Origin of the sequence: Peribacillus sp. NPDC097295, assembly GCF_044761665.1 — a bacterium.
Classification (GTDB): domain Bacteria; phylum Bacillota; class Bacilli; order Bacillales; family DSM-1321; genus Peribacillus.
Genome location: NZ_JBIWCW010000001.1, coordinates 438,550 through 458,242 on the forward strand (window position 1 = coordinate 438,550; position 19,693 = coordinate 458,242).

The 19,693-nt window shown below is 37.6% G+C and carries 31 protein-coding genes and 2 pseudogenes; 6 read left to right on the forward strand and 27 right to left on the reverse strand.

Annotated elements, in window-relative coordinates; all coding sequences use genetic code 11:
* Window positions 1-12 precede the first annotated feature (12 nt).
* The gene (locus ACIQXN_RS02115; RefSeq protein ID WP_402961261.1) at window positions 13-798 is read left to right on the forward strand and encodes an IclR family transcriptional regulator domain-containing protein; all 786 of its coding nucleotides are present in this window, start codon (window positions 13-15) and stop codon (window positions 796-798) included.
* 45 nt (window positions 799-843) lie between these two features.
* Here the strand turns inward: ACIQXN_RS02115 and ACIQXN_RS02120 are convergent, their stop codons facing one another.
* The 8 genes from ACIQXN_RS02120 to ACIQXN_RS02155 all read right to left on the reverse strand — a co-directional run bounded on the left by ACIQXN_RS02120 (window position 844) and on the right by ACIQXN_RS02155 (window position 5,143).
* Window positions 844-1,032 (reverse strand): IDEAL domain-containing protein, encoded by a 189-nt coding sequence (locus ACIQXN_RS02120; RefSeq protein ID WP_402961263.1) that lies wholly within the window; start codon window positions 1,030-1,032, stop codon window positions 844-846.
* 241 nt (window positions 1,033-1,273) lie between these two features.
* A complete protein-coding gene (locus tag ACIQXN_RS02125) occupies window positions 1,274-1,645 on the reverse strand; it encodes a hypothetical protein (RefSeq protein WP_402961265.1) in 372 nt (123 codons plus the stop codon).
* A 38-nt stretch (window positions 1,646-1,683) separates the two neighbouring features.
* Window positions 1,684-1,884, reverse strand: coding sequence for a DUF4083 family protein (locus tag ACIQXN_RS02130; protein ID WP_402961267.1), 201 nt, complete (start codon window positions 1,882-1,884; stop codon window positions 1,684-1,686).
* Between the two features lie 195 nt (window positions 1,885-2,079).
* Entirely contained in the window at window positions 2,080-3,723 is a 1,644-nt protein-coding gene (locus ACIQXN_RS02135; protein WP_402961730.1) for an AMP-binding protein, read from the reverse strand.
* A 227-nt stretch (window positions 3,724-3,950) separates the two neighbouring features.
* Entirely contained in the window at window positions 3,951-4,094 is a 144-nt protein-coding gene (locus ACIQXN_RS02140) for a hypothetical protein (protein WP_402961269.1), read from the reverse strand.
* A gap of 218 nt (window positions 4,095-4,312) precedes the next feature.
* A complete protein-coding gene (locus tag ACIQXN_RS02145; protein WP_402961732.1) occupies window positions 4,313-4,474 on the reverse strand; it encodes a YvrJ family protein in 162 nt (53 codons plus the stop codon).
* Window positions 4,475-4,672: 198 nt separating this feature from the next.
* Window positions 4,673-4,891 (reverse strand): DUF2922 domain-containing protein, encoded by a 219-nt coding sequence (locus ACIQXN_RS02150; protein WP_402961271.1) that lies wholly within the window; start codon window positions 4,889-4,891, stop codon window positions 4,673-4,675.
* A 33-nt stretch (window positions 4,892-4,924) separates the two neighbouring features.
* The gene (locus tag ACIQXN_RS02155) at window positions 4,925-5,143 is read right to left on the reverse strand and encodes a DUF1659 domain-containing protein (RefSeq protein WP_402961273.1); all 219 of its coding nucleotides are present in this window, start codon (window positions 5,141-5,143) and stop codon (window positions 4,925-4,927) included.
* Window positions 5,144-5,314: 171 nt separating this feature from the next.
* On the opposite strand from ACIQXN_RS02155, the gene ACIQXN_RS02160 reads away from it, so the two are divergent.
* From ACIQXN_RS02160 to ACIQXN_RS02170, 3 genes are all read left to right on the forward strand, one after another.
* On the forward strand, window positions 5,315-5,707 hold the full coding sequence (locus ACIQXN_RS02160) for a thiol-disulfide oxidoreductase DCC family protein (protein WP_402961275.1): 393 nt from the start codon (window positions 5,315-5,317) through the stop codon (window positions 5,705-5,707).
* Window positions 5,708-5,912: 205 nt separating this feature from the next.
* Complete coding sequence (locus tag ACIQXN_RS02165; protein WP_402961277.1) at window positions 5,913-6,470, forward strand: isochorismatase family protein; 558 nt, start codon at window positions 5,913-5,915, stop codon at window positions 6,468-6,470.
* A gap of 29 nt (window positions 6,471-6,499) precedes the next feature.
* A complete protein-coding gene (locus tag ACIQXN_RS02170; RefSeq protein WP_402961280.1) occupies window positions 6,500-6,874 on the forward strand; it encodes a hypothetical protein in 375 nt (124 codons plus the stop codon).
* 616 nt (window positions 6,875-7,490) lie between these two features.
* Here ACIQXN_RS02170 and ACIQXN_RS02175 read toward each other — a convergent pair.
* The 4 genes from ACIQXN_RS02175 to ACIQXN_RS02190 all read right to left on the reverse strand — a co-directional run bounded on the left by ACIQXN_RS02175 (window position 7,491) and on the right by ACIQXN_RS02190 (window position 9,229).
* A complete protein-coding gene (locus ACIQXN_RS02175; RefSeq protein WP_402961283.1) occupies window positions 7,491-7,709 on the reverse strand; it encodes a DUF2922 domain-containing protein in 219 nt (72 codons plus the stop codon).
* Window positions 7,710-7,743: 34 nt separating this feature from the next.
* Window positions 7,744-7,962, reverse strand: coding sequence for a DUF1659 domain-containing protein (locus ACIQXN_RS02180; RefSeq protein WP_402961285.1), 219 nt, complete (start codon window positions 7,960-7,962; stop codon window positions 7,744-7,746).
* A gap of 129 nt (window positions 7,963-8,091) precedes the next feature.
* Entirely contained in the window at window positions 8,092-8,628 is a 537-nt protein-coding gene (locus ACIQXN_RS02185) for a PadR family transcriptional regulator (protein ID WP_402961287.1), read from the reverse strand.
* Window positions 8,629-8,725: 97 nt separating this feature from the next.
* A complete protein-coding gene (locus tag ACIQXN_RS02190) occupies window positions 8,726-9,229 on the reverse strand; it encodes a hypothetical protein (protein WP_402961289.1) in 504 nt (167 codons plus the stop codon).
* Window positions 9,230-9,380: 151 nt separating this feature from the next.
* Between ACIQXN_RS02190 and ACIQXN_RS02195 the strand changes: the two genes are divergently transcribed.
* A complete protein-coding gene (locus tag ACIQXN_RS02195) occupies window positions 9,381-10,049 on the forward strand; it encodes a hypothetical protein (protein WP_402961291.1) in 669 nt (222 codons plus the stop codon).
* Window positions 10,050-10,110: 61 nt separating this feature from the next.
* Here ACIQXN_RS02195 and ACIQXN_RS02200 read toward each other — a convergent pair whose 3' ends face one another.
* Window positions 10,111-10,365 (reverse strand): sporulation protein, encoded by a 255-nt coding sequence (locus ACIQXN_RS02200; protein ID WP_402961293.1) that lies wholly within the window; start codon window positions 10,363-10,365, stop codon window positions 10,111-10,113.
* 191 nt (window positions 10,366-10,556) lie between these two features.
* Here ACIQXN_RS02200 and ACIQXN_RS02205 point away from each other — a divergent pair, with 191 nt between their 5' ends.
* Complete coding sequence (locus ACIQXN_RS02205) at window positions 10,557-11,303, forward strand: SDR family NAD(P)-dependent oxidoreductase (protein ID WP_402961295.1); 747 nt, start codon at window positions 10,557-10,559, stop codon at window positions 11,301-11,303.
* Window positions 11,304-11,453: 150 nt separating this feature from the next.
* Here ACIQXN_RS02205 and ACIQXN_RS21525 read toward each other — a convergent pair.
* The 14 genes and pseudogenes from ACIQXN_RS21525 to ACIQXN_RS02275 form a co-directional block, all read right to left on the reverse strand.
* Window positions 11,454-11,973, reverse strand: a pseudogene (locus ACIQXN_RS21525) (toxin-antitoxin system YwqK family antitoxin).
* 71 nt (window positions 11,974-12,044) lie between these two features.
* Entirely contained in the window at window positions 12,045-12,431 is a 387-nt protein-coding gene (locus ACIQXN_RS02215; RefSeq protein WP_402961299.1) for an immunity 50 family protein, read from the reverse strand.
* A gap of 159 nt (window positions 12,432-12,590) precedes the next feature.
* On the reverse strand, window positions 12,591-13,241 hold the full coding sequence (locus ACIQXN_RS02220) for an SMI1/KNR4 family protein (RefSeq protein WP_402961301.1): 651 nt from the start codon (window positions 13,239-13,241) through the stop codon (window positions 12,591-12,593).
* 527 nt (window positions 13,242-13,768) lie between these two features.
* Window positions 13,769-14,095: an Imm3 family immunity protein gene (locus tag ACIQXN_RS02225; RefSeq protein ID WP_402961303.1), complete on the reverse strand. Its 327-nt coding sequence runs from the start codon at window positions 14,093-14,095 to the stop codon at window positions 13,769-13,771.
* A 95-nt stretch (window positions 14,096-14,190) separates the two neighbouring features.
* Window positions 14,191-14,340 (reverse strand): deaminase domain-containing protein, encoded by a 150-nt coding sequence (locus ACIQXN_RS02230; RefSeq protein ID WP_402961305.1) that lies wholly within the window; start codon window positions 14,338-14,340, stop codon window positions 14,191-14,193.
* Between the two features lie 78 nt (window positions 14,341-14,418).
* Window positions 14,419-15,069, reverse strand: coding sequence for a DUF2625 family protein (locus ACIQXN_RS02235; protein ID WP_402961307.1), 651 nt, complete (start codon window positions 15,067-15,069; stop codon window positions 14,419-14,421).
* Between the two features lie 191 nt (window positions 15,070-15,260).
* Complete coding sequence (locus ACIQXN_RS02240) at window positions 15,261-15,872, reverse strand: hypothetical protein (RefSeq protein WP_402961309.1); 612 nt, start codon at window positions 15,870-15,872, stop codon at window positions 15,261-15,263.
* A gap of 223 nt (window positions 15,873-16,095) precedes the next feature.
* Window positions 16,096-16,554: an SMI1/KNR4 family protein gene (locus ACIQXN_RS02245; protein ID WP_402961311.1), complete on the reverse strand. Its 459-nt coding sequence runs from the start codon at window positions 16,552-16,554 to the stop codon at window positions 16,096-16,098.
* A gap of 14 nt (window positions 16,555-16,568) precedes the next feature.
* Window positions 16,569-17,015, reverse strand: coding sequence for an SMI1/KNR4 family protein (locus ACIQXN_RS02250; protein WP_402961313.1), 447 nt, complete (start codon window positions 17,013-17,015; stop codon window positions 16,569-16,571).
* Window positions 17,006-17,779 carry an HNH endonuclease gene (locus ACIQXN_RS02255; RefSeq protein ID WP_402961315.1) on the reverse strand — a complete coding sequence of 258 codons (774 nt, stop codon included), beginning with the start codon at window positions 17,777-17,779 and terminating at the stop codon, window positions 17,006-17,008. Before ACIQXN_RS02255 ends, ACIQXN_RS02250 begins: the two co-directional genes overlap by 10 nt.
* A 201-nt stretch (window positions 17,780-17,980) precedes the next feature.
* Entirely contained in the window at window positions 17,981-18,286 is a 306-nt protein-coding gene (locus ACIQXN_RS02260; protein WP_402961317.1) for a contact-dependent growth inhibition system immunity protein, read from the reverse strand.
* A 10-nt stretch (window positions 18,287-18,296) separates the two neighbouring features.
* Window positions 18,297-18,572: pseudogene (locus tag ACIQXN_RS02265) on the reverse strand (T7SS effector LXG polymorphic toxin); the annotation flags it as partial.
* Between the two features lie 189 nt (window positions 18,573-18,761).
* Complete coding sequence (locus ACIQXN_RS02270) at window positions 18,762-19,151, reverse strand: hypothetical protein (protein ID WP_402961319.1); 390 nt, start codon at window positions 19,149-19,151, stop codon at window positions 18,762-18,764.
* Window positions 19,152-19,273: 122 nt separating this feature from the next.
* Entirely contained in the window at window positions 19,274-19,678 is a 405-nt protein-coding gene (locus tag ACIQXN_RS02275; protein ID WP_402961321.1) for an Imm50 family immunity protein, read from the reverse strand.
* Between the last annotated feature and the right edge of the window lie 15 nt (window positions 19,679-19,693).

The window sequence follows — 19,693 nt, forward strand, 5'->3', positions numbered from 1 at the left end:
AGGTCGTTCATTATGGATCAAACCACGAGTCATTCGGACTATTTTGTACACTCGGTGGCCAAAGGATTTGAAGTGTTACAAGCATTCGATTCTAGCTCAATTAGCCTTTCACTTCGGGAGCTTTCTGAACGGACAGGCATTAATAAAGCGACAGTCAGGCGTTTTGCTTTAACCCTTGTCGATCTTGGATACTTGAAGATCATCCAGGAAAAAAGATTTCAGCTCAGTCCAAAGATTTTAGATTTTGCTCTTCACTTTTTACAATCATTGAATTTACCTGATCTCACCCAACCCATCTTGGAAACCATTTCTGCCACTGTTCAAGAATCTACCACCCTGGCCATTCTTGATGGAAATGAGATTGTCTATGTATCTAGAGTGAATGCAGCAAATCGGATTGTCGGAGCTAACTTGTCGGTCGGTTCAAGATTACCATATTATGCAACCTCATTAGGTAAAGCCCTTGTTGCTTGGCTACCAGAAAACGAGAGGAAGGAAATATGGAAAAGCACGAAAATCGAACCCTTTACTCAACAAACGATTACCACTTTCGATACATTCGAAGAAGACCTTGCCAAGAGTAGAATGCGCGGGTTTACAATAGCAGACGAAGAACTCGAACAAGGGCTATGCTCCATATCCATGCCCATTATCAACCATCAAGGTGCAACCATTGCCGCAATTAATATTTCCACCCAGGTAAGCCGGACAGATAAGAAGAAATTAATCGAAATCTACTTACCAGTCCTTCAAGAAGGAGTCAAAAAAATAAATCAACAAACCGGAATTAAAAAGTAAAAATCCACACCCTATTAAAGTGTGGATTTTCATCATCTATTTCATTTAACAAAGACTCTTCAATTCATTGGTTAATCTGATAAATTCTTTTTTATCACGGATTTCCAACGAATGATCGATTTCTTTTTCGATTTGATTTTTCCGGTAATCATTGAGAGCCTTGATAAGTACCATTTCTGCCAACGTCTCCATCATCTCGGGTTCTAGTGGTGTTATAGGCAATTGCTTCTCCATTCGAAACCAACTCCTTCACCTTTTTTCTATTATATTGGACAACTTGAAAATTAGTATTCATTCTTTAGGTTTTCTAAAAATGAACCGTTTCCCTCTCCCTTCTCTTACTCTCAGGATTAACTCGATTGGACTTTTCTATACATGAAAATACGAAAATAATCCTACCCTTCTATTAAATAATAGAGAGAGTAGGATTTTATATAATTTCTAAACATAAGAGTTAACCAAGTTGACTCACTTATCACGCCGCTCCTCCTTTAATCTCCCGTTTCAATTTCCTCCAACCGGAATAGATATCCAAACACGACATCAATAAAATCAACCATAGGAAAGGATTATCAAAACCGATGCCCGAAGAAGACTGTCCCCCCAGTATGGTCAGAAAAGCTAATAATGAGAGTAAATAAATGAGGGAATACACTTGCCACTGAAGGTCCGCCTTTAGATTCATATCATTTAATCCCTTAAAAGAAAAACTGATTAAATAGATGACTAAAAACAGCCAAAGTAAAATGCCTTCTGGAATCGCCCGTGCAAGCGATAGATCCGGGAAATGATCAAACACAATAATTGGCGTGAAAATGACAAGTATCATGAGTTGTAAAATCCTCATTATACACCTCACTTTTTGGCTTATTCATCCTGCCACTATCAACGATCCATTTTCTTATGAATCGAACGCAGTTCATCTTCAATCCGATTGAGTCTACTGTCTATATTAGATGGATGATTCCTCTTATCCGAATTCTTAAGTAACTTCCTGATAAACGCAGTAAAAGAGACAAAGAACAAAATGGTAAGTGCAAATAAGATAATCAACAAAATGATACCTGGTACCCCGATATTACTCATGAGAAACAACTCCCTTCACCACCCATTTTATACCAAGTTGATGATAAAATCATACCAAATTCACGCTTAATAGTAGGAATTCAACATTTAGCCTCATTAATTCAACATTCAGCTTTATTAATTCAACATTCGTAGCAATAATTCAACATTCACGCCAAATTCAAAGCCGATAGCAAGTTTGCTACCGGCCTTCTATCACTCTTTTAATAATCTCCGCAATACCTTGCCTGAGCTTGTAGCTGGCAAGCTGTCCCGGAATTCGACGTGGCGGGGAGATTTATAGGACGCCATCTTATTTCTTGACCAATTGACGATATCATCCTCGCTGATTTTCACTTTGTACTCTGGTTTCAATACGATGAAGGCTTTCACGCTTTCACCCCTATCACCATCCGGAACACCCACTGCGGCAACTTGTAAAATCGCTTCATGGTCTTTCATCAACACTTCCACATCTTCCGGAAAAATACTGTATCCGGAGGATTTGATCATCTCTTTCGTTCGCCCCATGAAGTACAGATACCCTTCTTCATCCATCATCCCGATATCACCGGTATAAACCCAGCCATTTTTTAATGTTTCGGCCGTCGCATCCGGCCTGTTCAAATATCCTTTGAATACGCCCGGGTTTTTCAATACGATTTCTCCTCGTTTACCCGGTTGCAGATCTTCGCCTGTTTCCAAATCGACAATGCACATCTTGGTATCAAATGTAGGAATGCCGCATGTGCCGTGTTTGATTTTATCGATTGGCATGAATGTATCGCATGTATGGGTTTCACTTAAACCATATGACGCTTCATATAACAAACATCCATTAGTCAAATTCCCCCATGCTTCTGCTAGTTTTTCATCGACAGGAATGCCAAAGCTTGTCGCGAAATTCAATTCGAGTGAAGTTAAATCTCTTTCCTCGATACCGGGAGTATTCAAGATGGCAACATTCATAGGAGCCACCGTATACAGTTTATTCACTTTGTACATTTCGATGGCGCTGATTGCGGCCTCTGGCTCAAACCTTGTCAAAGCCACACACATACATGCACTATATATAGGAATATTGACACCCATCACCATCCCTGCAATATGGCAAAATGGAGCGACCGCTAGCATTTTGTCGCTGTGTGTGATGAAAGAACTTTGAGCAGTCGCTGCCGCTTTGAACAATGCATTCCCATATGTAAGCATCGCCGCTTTCGGTCTCCCCGTCGTTCCCGAAGTGAAGACCATCAGGCCCACATCTTCCCATATATTCACTTCTTCCACTTCTTTTAGAACTTCATTTGTATAGAGAATTTCAAGAAGATCAAAAGTTTGCCCCATGGTCACTTTCTTCTCCAGCAGCTCAGTTGGTAGCGGTAAAGAAGGCTCTTCTGAAAGAAAGTCCGCGTAATGCGTGGTGATGATGAATTGTAAGGATAGGGCCTTACTTTTCACCTTTTCAATGGTAGGACATAACTCCTGCCCAGCAATGACCGCCTTTATCTCCGCTTCATTCATTAAATATTCAAGTTCCGTTTCTTTATACATCGGATTTAATGGAACGACCGTTGCGCCAAGCATTTGAATGGCATAATGACCGATCAGATATTGAGGACAGTTCTGCATGAACAAGGCGATTCGATCTCCCTTACACACACCTTGGTTCCTAAGAAACTGCGCAAGCCGACCGGTGTCATCATACAGCTGCTTCCAAGTCAGATTGTTCCCATAGTACACATATGCTGCTTCTTCAGGACGTTCCCTCGCATTATCCATCAAGTACTCATGAAGCGGCTTTTCACCTAATCGGTAATCCAAAGTTTCTAAAACACCTGTTGGCCAGCTTTTCTTTGTCATTGATTTCAAGATTCATTCCTCCTGTTAAAAGAATCATAAATACTTGGGAACGTTTTCATTACTAAGTGAGGGGAAAATGTTGAGATGCAGAGAAGATCCGTGATGTGGAAGTGCAGTATTTTTTAGAATATTCTTAAAACCATTATATTTCATCTTCCTTTTAAATTCTATTAAGACCATTACTATCTGTAAAAAAATAGCATCTGATAAACAAAATGCTTGTGACCTTAAAATATGATCATGCCCACCAAGCGACCAAATCCGTAACCAACCAATATAATTAAGAAACCACCTATAATATAATAAGACGCCCTCATAAACTGGTCTTGTTCATTTATTTTCGCAAGTAGATTTTCCATTAGCTTATTCATAGTAAATCCCCCTATGCCCTCAACACTTTTTTTGCTCAATTTTTTATTTCTCCGAGCAGTTTTTCAAGATTTCCATAATCTCTATTCTACTTCTTAAAAAAGAATGATTGGAAAAATTTTATAAAATAAGTTTATCATAACTTGTATTCGGATTTAGTGTGAAATGATAAATAATCACTAAAAAACACCGTGAATGCTTTCATCCACGGTGCTTCCCTTTATCCTTTGAACTGGCTTTGGAATCCCTCTCGCAAACGTTCCGGCAGCTCGATTATGGTTTCGTTCAGTGTATCCAGCTTTGTTTCGATACGATGAAGCAAATACAGGGTTACGATGATAGGAAATCCGATATCGCTGACAAACGGCAGGATTTGGTCCACTTTGTTCACCTCGCTTCTTATAGTTCCTTACGAAAGAGCAGGCTCACCGCTTCTGGACTTGTCCTCCATGGATGAACCTGCAAAACCTTAATGGAATTCGACCGCGCAGCCGGAGAATTCGACCACTGTGACGATTAATTCAACCACGCAGTCAGTTAATTCGACCATTAGGCCCAATAATTCGACCTCCGGCAATTTTTACAGTACTTTCACTTCCTCGACATTGCGCTCGACCACGCGTGCTCCCTTAATGCTAACGAAATCTCCTGACGAAGTCGTGAATACATTTTGCGCGATGATTTGTACCATTACTTGTTTCACTTGCTCTATATCAACCGGTTCTTTTGGGTTATCCACGGAGATTGTCGAGGACTTCCCTTCTCCTGTTACGAAAATCATTTCCAATGCTTTAGCCATTTTTTCTCACCTCCTTTTTCATCAAAAAAATGATTAACCGATGATAGCACTCGTATCCACGCGGGTGACTTCACCCATTGGATAATTCTGCACGCTCGCAATTGCCTTCGCCGTCGCTGAAAGTTGATCGGCCAGTGCATCCGACTTAATGTTAGAGAATGATTTTCGTTTAAAGATGATCTCCCCTTTTTCATTGAGGCCCGTTTTGAAATCCAGCCGTAACGTCGTCGATAACTTGATTTGGTTTGCCATGTCGCTCACCTCCTTTCACACTCTATATAAACTTTTTCGAGGAAAAAGTAGCATGGCAGGAAAAGTTTTTCATAATAGAGTAGAATTCAAGTAAAATAAAGGTAAGCACATCGAAGAAGCTCAATGAGGGTAAAGGAAAATGAAGAGCTTCTACGGTTAGGAGGAAAGTACATGAATCCAATCATATTATTTGATGGGGAATGTAACTTTTGTGATTCGAGTGTCCAGTTCATCATGAAGCGCGATCCGAAGGGACTGTTTCGTTTTGCCTCCCTTCAGAGCCCAACTGGTCAAGAGTTGCAAAAGAAATATGGGGTACCTGAGGATATCGATAGTATCGTTTTAATCGAAAAAGGTAAGTCCTATTATAAATCGGCTGCAGCATTGAGGATTTGCCGTCATTTGAAAGGGGCGTGGAAACTGTTTTATGGATTCACCATCGTTCCCCGCTTCATTCGGAATGCCGCCTATGATATCATTGCCAAAAACCGTTATAAGTGGTTCGGAAAAAAAGAAGAAAGTTGTATGTTACCTTCACCTAGTATTAGGAAACGTTTTTTATAAATAAAAAAAGACGGGAAGCAGTCAGCTTTTCCGTCTTTTTCGTTTAATTGTCAACTGAACTTAGTCAGCCTATATATGCCTCCTATGTATGAATATCCTAAGAAAATTTCCCCAATAAAGTTACTCGTGTATTATGGAATATAATTCCTACTGGCCGAAATATTTGATACACTTATGAAAACGTACTATTCAAGGGGGAAAACAGTTGAAACAAGCTCTACTGATCATTGATGCCCAACAGGAATTAATAGAAGGTAATAGTGAAGAACAAGAGGTTTTTGAGAAGGAAAGAATCATTGCTAATATCAATACTGTCATTGAAAAGGCGCTGACGGAAGGTGCCTCCATTATTTTCATTAGAGATGTGGATGTTGCGAATGGAGATGGACCCGGTTTTCAGGTTCATAAGGATATCATGGTGCCTCCCACTGCCGTCCTATTTGATAAAGCCGCTACCAATTCGTTCTATGGTACGCCATTAAACGGCTACTTGAAAGAAAACGACATCGAGCATCTTGTAATTATGGGATGTAAGACGGAACATTGCATCGACACGGCCGTAAGAACCGCAACGATTAATCATTATGATGTAACGTTAGTTGGAGATGGACATACTACCTCCGATTCGAAAATCTTATCTGCCGAACAAATCATCCTTCACCACAATGAAACACTTCATGGACATTATAATGTAGACCATTTTTCAATAGTTAGATATACAAATGAAGATTTGTTTAGGCCATCACACCATACATACCGATAATGTAGATTGATAGGAAAGGCAATGATAGCATGCAAGGATATCCGGAAGAAAAGGATTTACGTTCATTATTTGAATGTGAGCCCACCCTGCTTGATTCCACTGAGAAGGATGTTCCATTTTTCTATAACGAAGCTACCTTTCAGTTTTCTAATCAGGAAGAAGATTTCATCGTGATCATTTCTCCAGCTTATAGGAGAGTGAAAATCCAAGTAACACACCGTCCTTCTACTGAAGTGACAACACTCCTGGACTTAAAACGGGTTGATCATTTTGAGATCATTGCCGATACAAGAAATCACTCAAGTGTACTTCTAAGGAGTGTGGATGACGATTACACACAAACGATTGAGATCGATTTTAAGCCGATGTTTAAACTGATGATTAAAGACCATTCAACAAATTAACAGCTTTCTTATAAGGATGAAGGAAAGCGATTTTACTTTATCGTCTTTTTAATGAGCATTTTATTAATATAATAGTAGCCCTCTGGATATGTTTCACCTTTAAAAATGACATTAAACAGGACTATATAAGAATGACTTTACAAAGGAGGAACTTTGTTGGGTAAAGATGATAAGACACTAAACAAATCAAACTTTGTACTGCCTGTTTTCTGTAGCATGGGTATAGGTGCGGTACTTGGATTAGTTTCCTATGTTAAAGATTGGCTTTGACCTGTTAAAGTTTTTTAAGAATTTGGTAGGAAATCATTTTACAGTGGTTTCCTATTTATTTTGCCTCCATGACTCCATGAAAAAAGACGGAAAGCGTTTTACTTTTTCGTCTAACTAGTTCCAAAATTGTAGATACACTTTTACCCTTTTTGATCGTCATTGACACTATATAATGTGCGCTAACTAGCCCAGGCAACACCATAACGTCTCGTATCCCACAAAAAGACTCACCTTTAAAGGACAAGTGCTTCAAAGGTGAGCCTAATTCAACCACTGTGACGATTAATTCAACCACTCAGTCGGATAATTCAACCATTAGGGCGATTAATTCGACCACCGCCAAATTTTACAGTACTTTCACGTCCTCGACATTGCGCTCGACCACGCGTGCTCCCTTGATGCTAGCGAAATCTCCTGACGAAGTCGTGAATACATTTTGCGTGATGATTTGTTCCATTACTTGTTTCACTTGCTCCACGTCAACCGGTTCCTTTGGGTTATCCACGGAGATCGTCGAGGACTTCCCTTCTCCTGTTACGAAAATCATTTCCAATGCTTTAGCCATACCCTGTCACCTCCTTTTTATGAAGAAATCATATTTACCCGATAATGGCGTTCGTATCCACGCGGGTGACTTCACCCATTGGATAATTCTGCACGCTCGCAATGGCCTTCGCTGTTGCTGAAAGTTGATCGGCCAGTGCATCCGACTTGATGTTGGAAAACGATTTTCGTTTAAAGATGATTTCCCCTTTTTCATTGAGGCCCGTTTCAAAATTCAACCGTAACGTCGTCGATAACTTGATTTGATTTGCCATGTCGCTCACCTCCTTTCACACTCTATATAAACTTTTTCGAGGGAAAAGTAGCATCGCAGGAAAATTTTTTTCCACATAAAAAAAGACGGAAAGGCAATAGATGCTTCTCCGTCTGTCTATATGTATCCATCAAGCTAATGCTTTTATGTGAATAATAAGCTTCTCAAGCCATTCGCCGTTATGTTGGGCACGGCTGTAAGCATGCTCCTGAATAAATTTCACACTCCAATAAGCTTCGGATTGTTCATCAATTTCTAGGTCAAAGCTTAAGTACGTTTCCCATGCTTGCCGTTGCTTTTCGATTTTTTGCTCTAAAATGGCTAGTACCTTATCCACCTTTACATGCTTTATATAGGATAGCGCAATATACATTTCATTCATTTCATTGGCATTTTCGAACGTTTGATAAATTCGTTTTTTTAATTCTTCTCGCCCTTGATCCGTAATTTGATAGACGTTCTTATCTGGTCTATTCTCTTCCTTGATGGTTTCGACAACTTTGATATACCCCTTATCTGCTAACTTGTCAAAATGATAATATAATTTACTTTCGCTAATACCAGTAAATTTATCTATCGGAATCGGATCAGATAATAGCTTTTTCAATTTATATGGATAACTATTTTCTTCAGCCAACTTACCTAATATGTATATTTGAATCGACATGTTGAAACTCCACCCCTCTGCCGTCGCTTTTTTTATTTTAGCAGAGTTACGGCCATTTGTTCAGCTAGGATTTTTACAGAGACCTGTCTATTATCATCTATTCCTCGTCCCGCCATTTAAAAGTAGGATTGAATTCTTCTGGCTCTACCACTGTTTGTTTATACGTTACAGGGGATTCATTCGGCATGGTAATCGTTAGCTTCGTATGGTCTTCATTAAATTTTAATGTGAATGTTGTCGTTCTATTCCGCTGATTCGCATTATAGAGGATGCCTGTTAGGTTGTTATCGATAGGTTCGACGATTTCAAAATTCCGTTCCTCCTCATAATCACTTCTCGTAATCCTTTGCATCGTATACGTGCTGACTTGGTCCCTCGAAATCAACAAGTAAGATCCTCCTGTCACCCAATAACCGTATAGGTACCTTCCGTTGTACTTGGCCGCTTTATAGGATGGCACGTCCTCTCGCGATTTTACATCCTCTACTTGTTTCTTTGCTTGGACATTTTCCTTATCCATCGTGGTAGTTTGTTGTTCTTCACAAGCGGCCAGGGTACTTACCACAAGAAAACCCATCATTAGCCTTTTGAATGCTGGCAATGCCTCGACCTCCCCGCCTGAGCATATTATCTTTTATTATAAAATAATTACCATTTATTCACTACTGATAAATACCTTTTATTGGATACAAATGAAATGGAGTTAATATCTCATACTGGTAAATAATAAGGGGCGAAAGGATGTGGATGAAATGTCATTAGAATGGTTTGACAGAGTATGTGGGGAATTACAGGATCATCTTCAATCGATTTGTGACAAGTACGATCGGATTGGCAGCATGACCGTGGAGCGAGGAGCAAAACATCCACGCATCGAATTTTTTACAGAGTTGGATGAAGATGAGGAAGAGAATTTCTGTGCCCTGTTTTTCGATCCGAAAAGTGAAGAATTCTATATGGAATCCTTCGACATCGATTTTGGGCAGATAAGTAAAGTGCTTTTACCTGATATTGAAGATATCGTCGAAGCCGTCCACGAAACCTTCCATGATTACATAGAAGGGGAGGAATATGAATATGAAGTGGATGACGACAACCAACAGCTCGAAGTCGTTTCAGGTTCACTGTCTTATCCTTCAAACGGGAACGATGATTCAGAAGTGTTCGAAATCGATGTGGAGTGGGAAACGCCGGAAGTCACAGCTTATTTCAAGGAAAATGAAGTCGAGGTCACCTATCAGTTCGGAATCGTCGAGGAAACGGGAGATGGATTATTAAGGCGGATCAATCGGATCTGGACAGACGAAGACGACATGATCATCAGAGATGAAACAAACTTCATGTTCAGCAAAGAAGAAGCAGGTACCATCATCTCGATGATTGCGAGTCATATGGATTCCCTGACTAACATGGATGAATAAGCTGATAAACAAGAAAGAGAAAAAAGCCTTGTCCAGTACGGAACATGGACAAGGCTTTTCCTCATGTAATCAGTAGCTCATAAACCTCATTCAATTGCGTGTACCGCTCTGAATCCATCGCTTCTTTCGCATGAGCCATTTCCTTTGGAAGAATCCGGTTCAAAAGATTCGTTTCGTTTGCCGTAAGCTCACGAACAAGTTCTTCCTCCGAAGGATACTGACCATGTTTGATCTTATCGTAAATATGCTGTGCCTCAGGGTATTGATCTGTATAATTAGACAGAATCTCACGCAGGTAACCAATCGTGCGGTCCATCAAACCATCCCTCTCTTTCAATCTGTAATCTAAACTAGATTGTCCAGGGATGGCTGACACTATACAACGTCTAAGGGAATACGAGCCTGACTAACATTTTTTACGGTTTTGTTGGTTGTATATTCCATAGGGCTATTGTAACTTTATGATATACGTGTTGTTTCAGACACGATGTTAAGGAGGAAATTTGGATGAATAATGTAGTAGTGATCACAGGTGCAGCAACAGGTTTAGGACGGGCAACCGCTTTAAAATTAGCAGCATCGGGCTACCGTTTAGTACTAGTGGATTATAATGAAGCAGACGGGGCAAAAACGATGGCAGATGCGGAGGCTTTAGGTGCGGAAGCAATATTTGTGAAAGCAGACGTTTCAAACGAAACAGATGTCCAGAATTATGTGGCGAAAGCTGTAGAGACTTTTGGTTCCATTCATTATTTTTTGAACAATGCAGGCATCATGATTCCCTTCCGTTTATTGCATGAGTATGATGTGAACGAATATGATCGCATCATGAATATTAATGTTAAAGGGGTTTTCCTTGGCATCAAATATGTAATTCCAGTCATGCTTGAAAATGGAGGTGGAACCATTGTTAACACAGTATCCTCCAATTCCTTCAAACCAACCGCCTATAACGGGGTGTATTCAGCAACAAAGCATGCCGTCCTCGGCTTAACGAAATCCATTGGACAAGATTATCAGTCAAAAAACATATACGCAGTAGGTGTAGCACCAAACAATATGCAAACCAACATTTCCGCTAGTGCAGCTGTTACTTACACAGAAGAAGTTGGACAAGCGATCGGTGCAACGACACCACCTAATATATCAGCAACGGCTGAAGAAGTCGCTGAGGCAATGGTGTTTGCCATGACAAATGGTAAGCTCTTAACAGGTTCTGTAGTCAATTGCGCTGGTGGCCAAATTTTGATCTAAGCATGTCTAACGTTTTGAGAATTACTGCAAGAGGCCGCCGATTGGTGGTCTCTTTAAATCAAATTAATTTAGGGGATGATTTGAAAAGTTTACTTTTCACCTTTTTTGCTGCTTCCATTACCTTCTATACAGTTCTTCGCTGCTTATTATTTACGATTCCATTGATTCTTTCTTTTCTTCTAATAGATTGCCTTGTTCATCAAATTTTTGAAAGCTCACTGATCTTCCAAATGTTCTATATTCAACTAATTTTATACGACCATTTTCGTAAAACTCTTTTTGTATCCCATCGAATGCATTTTTGTCTAAATGTTTAATTTCTTTAACTCGGCCATTCGGGTAAAAGGTAACCATTTCTCCACTCTTAACCATATAATAGCTCGCTAAATTACCATTACCGTAACCATCATAGATGATTCCACTATAAAGGAATCATAATCCTCCCCTCCATAACCCAATTTTTCATCAAACTTGTTACCATATAATAACTATAATAAGCCAAATCTCCGTTCTCATATAACTCGTAGGCTAGCCCACTAGGTTTTCCTCCCTCGTCTTCAGGATTATCTAAAACTTCATCACTATATGAAGTGAACCAAAGTTTCTCATCAAAATCCGTTCCATGTTCAAGTACATATTTCTTATCTAAAATAGCTATCTTATTTCCTATTCTTTCTCACCTCAGGAGCCCAATGTTCATTTACAACTTTCAATTTATATTTTTTTTATTTCACAGAATCGTTATGGTAACCCTATTAAGCCAGGAGTAACCTTTTCTACATTTACCCACTCAAAATTCGTATTTATTCGCAACCCATTATTCCCTTTTATTTCTAAATAATTATTCTCCATGTTATCTGAAAGTTCAAATTGAGTAACTATATTATCATTGCCCCACCCTTTTATATCTAAGTTACGAATAGTTAAAAATGATAGTTGAATATAAACCACATCCCAGTGGTCCCAACGCTTTGGCTTAGTTTTAACTTCTTCTTTCGTCATTAAAGTCATAAATAAAATGGGGCCATCTCTTTTAAGCTGAATATCTACTAGCTCTGCACCTTCGAATACAGGTATATTTCCAAATATACTAGTCAATGCTTGAGGATTTAAATATTTCTTTTCCATATCATAAATACCTACCTATTTATCCCTTTTATATCTAAAAGTAATGAATGTTAACATGACACGATTGAATCATTATTCTTCTTAAATGATATTTTTAATAATGAAACTCAAAAGGCTTAATCAAATCGAGGCCACAGATTCAAATTTGATATTCATCAATCATTTCACATCTACTGGAGTAACATGTAACACTGTACCTAATGGACCTAACTTTTCAATTAATTTTGTAGCCTTACCAAATGGGAAATTTTCAACTATTACAAATGGAAGGTTTTTTGAACCTTTTAACAAATCAGAAGTAGAGATATCAAGATTTAATCCACTCTTTATTTTAACTAAATCTTTTAAACCACCCATAGGAGCAGTAGTCAGTATTATATGACATCGTTCTGGTTGTTCAAAGCTTGTTTCATTGTCTTGTTCTCTTAAAAGCCCACTATTAATCCATTTAATTAGATCAACCGAAACAATTGAAGCATGATCTGGATTCATATCTCCTGAATCAATAACTAAAACTTTTTTCTCTTCCCGATACTGAGACATCAAAAATACATTCCCACCTCCATCGTCACCAACAGCTATAAAACCCTTTGCATATTCAGCTACTTCCCACGTTTGATTCCTTTCTAAAATCTCGTCAGTACTGTATATTTGCAAACCACCACCGATGGAAAAGCCATTTGAAAAATGCAATAAATCTTTATATACATTAGGGAATACATTATTCATTTTATTTTCCACTTCCTGAATTTCAATATCACTTGCTGATGGTTTTTTTATGATATTGGGAATTTTAGATACATCAATCATTTCAAATAACCCCCTAAATTAACCATTCAAGGTTTATTACAGCTACTTGCCAAAACTTTAAACCAGTTGGCACTTTCGCTTTCGGATGACCCTGCTCATATTCATGATCGAGTGATGGGATATCTGGACTTGATTTCGCGCAAATTCCTTGCTGTAGGGGATAAATTTCGTTCCACTTGCTATTTTATCCGCTGCTTTACTTCCACAACAACTACGGTGATACCAAAGGCTATCATCAGGCTGTTATGACGCTGTTCTTCAGTGAGTTCGTTTCCGAACATGTCTTTTAAAGCACTTGTTGCCTAAAAGGCTATAAAGTGCTTTTCTTAGTTTTATCCAAGTAAGTCAGTAGAAAATATTTAGGTTTAAGTAATAAACTATTTTTTAAACTTACCTGTAAAGTAATACGTTTTAAGTGTTATGTCATCTAATAGCGGGCCACTTTACCCTATATTTTCGATATAACTAAAACAGTTACAAAAATCATAAGTATTTATGGTATATATAACCTTCCCTATTAATCCCCGCTATTCTGCGGATGAATTATAATCAACTTCTACATTTCTAAGACCATCTATTACTTTATTTATTCGGTTCGATAAATTACTAATTTCATCTTCGGTTAATTCACCGTGTGCGTTTAAAGGATTACCTAATCTTTTGATTATTCCCTCAATTCGCCCAACAAAGACCTTATCATGGTTAAGTGCAATTTCTCCAATAGCAGTATCAACAATTACATCTTCTACCTTACCCAAGTTATTAAATTCATCTGCCAGTTTTGCGATAGCATACCTGTATCCTCTATCTTCTTCTAGTAATTCTTCATACGTTTCTTGAATCGCCTCAAACAATTCATCATACTCCTAATCTTTCATTTTTTACTCTCCATTACTTTATAACCCCATTACCATTATTATGAAGTATTTCTAACTTAATATTTTTATATTTAAGAAAAATCTGCTATAACTCTACTACAACTGTCACAAGTATCTAATTCTATGAATAATTTTATATTTCCGATAGCTTGATTATTTTCTCCCAGCCTAAAAGCAATATCATTGAGTATCTTATATCGTTTTCTTATACTTAACGGCATCTTTCCTCAATAAATTAAAAACTGAACCTCCAGACTTAACTGGACAGCTTAGTTTGGACGATTCAATTTTTAATTTTTTTATAGGTTCAACTTAAATTTTTCACTATATTCTTTATTAATATTTAAAAGTTCATCTACTGGAACTACTTTTTTTTCTGCGGTTTCCAGCTGTACTTCATTTGACCATAAAAAGGGGTAAATGAGTATAGCTTCGTCAAATTGAACATTCTTCACATCTTTTTCCCATGCTTTCCATCTCATGTCACTATAAAATTCATGTATGTCTCCATTCACAGCCCACGCCAAAAATTCAGCATACTTGAATTCTAATGACTCCCATTCTAATGTATCAGGAGCAAAATACCAAACATCTCCTACTCCCTCGGAGAATCTGCCTGCATTCAAAGCAAAAACTCCACCAACAACATCATCCGCAATAATTAACATTTTCTCAATTTTATTAGCAATACCTAACTCATTCATTTCATTGTATGAAAGTAGCCCCCTATTTTTCTCACTATCCGCTCCTAGTATTCTCACCCAATTATCAACTATAATTCCAGTTGTATTGTATGCTATTGAACCTAATACCGAGTTTGATGTTACTTGTAGCCTATCTAAAGTGTTCTTGCCTTTCCCTTTATCACTCATATTTACTACAATTTTTTTATTTGATTTTTCTAACATCTCGTAAATTTCTTCCCAAAGTTCATTATTTAATGTACTCATTTTTTTCTCCTCTCATAATCAGAATTGTAGTATTAGTCATCTGTTATTTTATATTTAACCTTTGTTCCATCAGGATAAGGCCTTAGTTTATGTCCAAACGTTGAACCTGAGCCCCTATAATCTGATCTATCAATAGGTTGAAAATAAATTTGGATGTCTTTTTAACATCTGTTTTTCTATAGCAAGATGAACTACCACAATACCCTTACATTAAAGAATATCTTTTTATAGTCCTTAATATTTTTTCCTTTTTCTATCCCCTTACTACCCTCACGCTTCGTCGTAATCTTCTGCGCAAGATCCTTTATCGAAGTCTTATCCACACCAATAGATTTATAAGTATTTCCACTCGTATCCGCTACTGCCCTAACCTTAACTCTAGTTGGCACTTCCACTTTCCCGATGGCCTTGCCCATATCCTTGATCGAGTCTTTGGCTTTCTGGACTTGATTTTGTACAAATTCCTTGCTGTTGGGGATGAACTTTGTCCCGTTTGCCATTTTGTCTGCGACCTTCGCTGCGCCGGCTATACCGGTAATACCAAGGGCAGTCATCAGGCTGGTTTGGCTCTGTTCTTCCGTGAGTTCGTTGCCAAACATGTCTTTGCCGGTAACGGCTTCGCCGAGTCCGTTGGCAGATAGTCCATAGAGGCCGGTTTCGGTTTGCTTGAGGATGTCCATGGCTTTTGTAGATTTATAGGCATCCAGCGCGTTGAGTCCCTTCACGGTTTTGCAAACGGCATTTCCGCCTTTGACAGCCCGACCTGCCCAACCGACGACCGGAATGAATCCGGCGGCGGCCATCGCAGCTGCAGCGATTCGTTCGGCCAGATAGGTTATAGATATTGAATAGAAATAGATAAAAAAACCTTGAATAACGACTAGTCATCAAGGTTTAAATCTCTCTTAAGATATTTTTTAGATGTTGTTATTTTGTGTTAAGGGTTAGATGGTTAACGAAGTAATATCTGATTCCTTCCCTATTTCAGCGGATCTTTTAGGACGTTTTTTAAGTATTAAACTTCTTTTATTTTGTAACAAATAAGTTATCCATAAACTCTTTGAAACTATCTGATATTGGTTTAATAAATTCCTCTTTCAACTCATTATCTTCTTCATAATAATCCATATCACAAAAATATACTTTACCTTTTTGTTCTCCATCTATAGATAAACAGATTAAACTGTTGGCAGGGTCTAAACCTATAGGAAGAAAATTCGCAGGTACTATTTTTTTCTCGTTATATTTAATAAAGTTATTTTCTAGATTTTCATCTATTTCATCTGATAAGGGGAAAAACAACATAATTGAAGAAGTAATCTTTAAATCTTTTGTTTGAAATCTTCTATTTTTTGCTTTGCCACCGTTATTAGATAATAGAAATCTACTGAATTCCTTCGGTAATACTATATTGAATTTCTTTTCGAAGTTTTCAATTTCATTTATGGTTATTTTCCTATAAGTGAATTCAAAATTATATTCCATATACTCCCTCTTTTCTATTTTATATCTTCTAAAGAATACAATTCATTTATCAAATCACTAAATGTATCACAGATAATAGATAATGCGACTTCGCCTTCTTCCTCATGATTGAGAAAGACTATTTTAGGGGAAGAATAATTTTCCTGAAAATCAAAGCATAAGTAGTTTCCAAATGGATCTCTAGCAAAAGGTACAATTCCTTTTAACACTGGATTAGAGAATTGTTCATAAAACATTTCTATTTTTAAATCCTTATCCGTAAAACTAATCAAATCATTAAATACTCCCTGTCTCCCATCCTTAAAATTGAAGATATTAGGATGTGGAAACCCTCCATTATATTTCATAATACACTTTTTGTAATCTTCAGGATACTCTATCCCAAAAGCTTTTTCAACCAAAGCAATCACACTCTCAACAGGCTTTTCATCCTCTACAAACAACCACTTTTTCACTCCCATGTAACACTCTCCAAAATCTCTTTTTTTATAATTCCCTTTCTACCTGACTCACCACCGCCCCATATAGCTCTTCCACCAGTATGTCCAGACGCTTGGTGTTCAAAATAATCGACGACTTGCATTCTGCCTGATTCCTGATGATGATGCCAAGTCAGTGTTTTTGGAACTCTACCTTCTTTTATAAACTCTAATTCTTCCATCGTGAATTTTTTTGCTAATTCAGGATTCTTAGTAACTTCTTCAGATAAGGTTTTAGACAAATAATCAAACTGAACTGCATCTGTATCTAAAAAATATTTTTCTGGTAAGAAAACATCATATTTGGAATTAAAGATTGGAAAGCCAACTTTGTCATAAATAACTTCATATTCTTTCCCATTTTTGGTTGAAATAAAAGTATATAATGTAGTACCGTCTTCATTACGTTCCTTATTTTTATAATTTCTAGGTTGGTTAGGCTTTCTGGTATAGGATGGTAGTTTTTTAATTGCTTCAACCATAGCTTCATCAGCCCTTTTTTGGTTTACAGAAGAACGATTCTTCGCCGTTATCTTCTGCGCAAGATCCTTTATCGTCGTCTTATCCAACCCAATAGATTTATAAGTATTTCCAGTCGTATCCGCTACTGCCCTAACCTTAACTCCTGTTGGCACTTCCACTTTCCCGATGGCCTTGCCCATATCCTTGATTGGCCTTTTAGCTTTCTGGACTTGATTTTGTACATATTCTTTGCTGTAGGGGATGAACTTTGTGCCGTTTGCCATTTTGTCTGCGACCTTCGCTGCTCCTGCTATTCGTTCGGCATTAAAAGTTTAGAAAGATCGAATGGATATGATAATGAGATTTTTTTTATTTGCGCCCACTTTTCGTATATAAATTAATTTATAAAGAGTTCTCTTTCGATATAGAAAATCCCGAACAACTAGGCACTTTTTTATTAGTGTCCGTTATCCGGGATATAGTTGTTATTTTTCTTTAACAGCTTCTTTTATTTGTTCAATTACTTGATAGAGCCACTGAAGTGGTTGTAAATCAAGAGCAGGAAAGTATACACCATCTGCACAACTTTGAATATATTCATTCTTTTGAATATCTGAATACTTACTACTTCTAATAAAATCTGTTAAAAAGACAACAGCAGATTCTAGATATTCTATACTTTCTTCTGTTAATAATTCTTGTAATGCCACTTCTGGAGAATCAATATCTTGATGAAAAGTTCCGGCCAAGAACTGAAAAACTGGTTCTTTTAGTTTGTTAGAAGACAACATAACATCTCACCTCTTGAGTATTCAAGCCAAACATGTCCTTGCCGGTGACGGCTTCGTTGAGTCCGTTGGCGGTGGTTAATCCATATAGACCGTATTCAGTTTGTTTGAGGACATCCAGGCCTTTGCTTGATTTATAGGCATCCAATGCATGGTCTGCAGCGTTGAATCCTTTGGCTGTTTTATAAATCGCACTTCCGCCTTTGACAGCACGCCCTGCCCAGCCGACGATGGGGATGAATCCGGCAGCGGCCATCGCACCCGCGGCGATTCGTTCGGCTTCAGAAAGTTAACTGCAAGTGTTATAACGGAATGCCTTGAAGGTACAATCATCATGAGTTATGAATTTCATAAGCATTTTATATTGTCTAACTCATTAAAAAACACTTGATGCCTGAAATGGCAATCAAGTGTTTTCAAGCTAGCTATATGATTATTGTGAGTAATGATGCTATATAAAATTAAATTTCTTCTCCTTTTAATCAGTAGTTGTCCTTAAAAATTCTATACTTATTCTGTCAACTTTTATTTCAATATATTTATCTATCAATTCAGGATACTCTGAGAAATACTCATCGTCGTCAGTAAAATCTAATACCGCATCAACTTTATCCTCATGTAACAAACCTCTTATATAATACTCATAACCCAAACCAATACGTTCTATTTCTTTCTTCTCTCCCTGGATTTCACGAATTATTAACTCATTTAAGATTGTAAACCCTATTGATACAGGATAACTTTTTCCTACTTCAATTTTATAAGGACAAATAAAAGCGAATCCTGTAAATTCAATACCCTCAATCTCAATTGTCACTTCTTCCTCAATTTGTGGGTCTAGCCTTTTAACAAGAGCCGTATATTCCATATAAATTCTCACTTCCCACTATGCTGGATTAATCACTGGAATATTTTCACCAATGGTCTTACGAATCTTTTTTGCTATCCTCAATCTAGGTCTCTAAGCTACACAAACTTTATTCTATCCTATTAGTAAGTGTTTTCACCCTGTAAATTATCTATGTAACCACTTACCGTTTGAATGATACCAATATCCGCCACCAATTCCATATTCACTGCGCCAGTGATATGAACTTTGAATTTATCTTGTTCATTTTTTTCAAGAGTAATATTCCCCATCAAGTTTTCCTTACTATAACTCACTTTCAACTCTTGTATATCAAAAAAATCAAGTTCTACAAACACAGCATTATAGCCTGATTTTCTCCATTTTGCAGGAGGATTATCTGCAAATTTTGGCATATTGAAATGTAGTGATACTCTTCTACCTTCATCGGTTATCTTAATACCAACGATACGTACATCGATAAGCTTAGGAACTTCATGATATAAACTAGAAATAAATTGATTTCTTTCTAAAACTTTATGCCACATAAATTACACCACCTA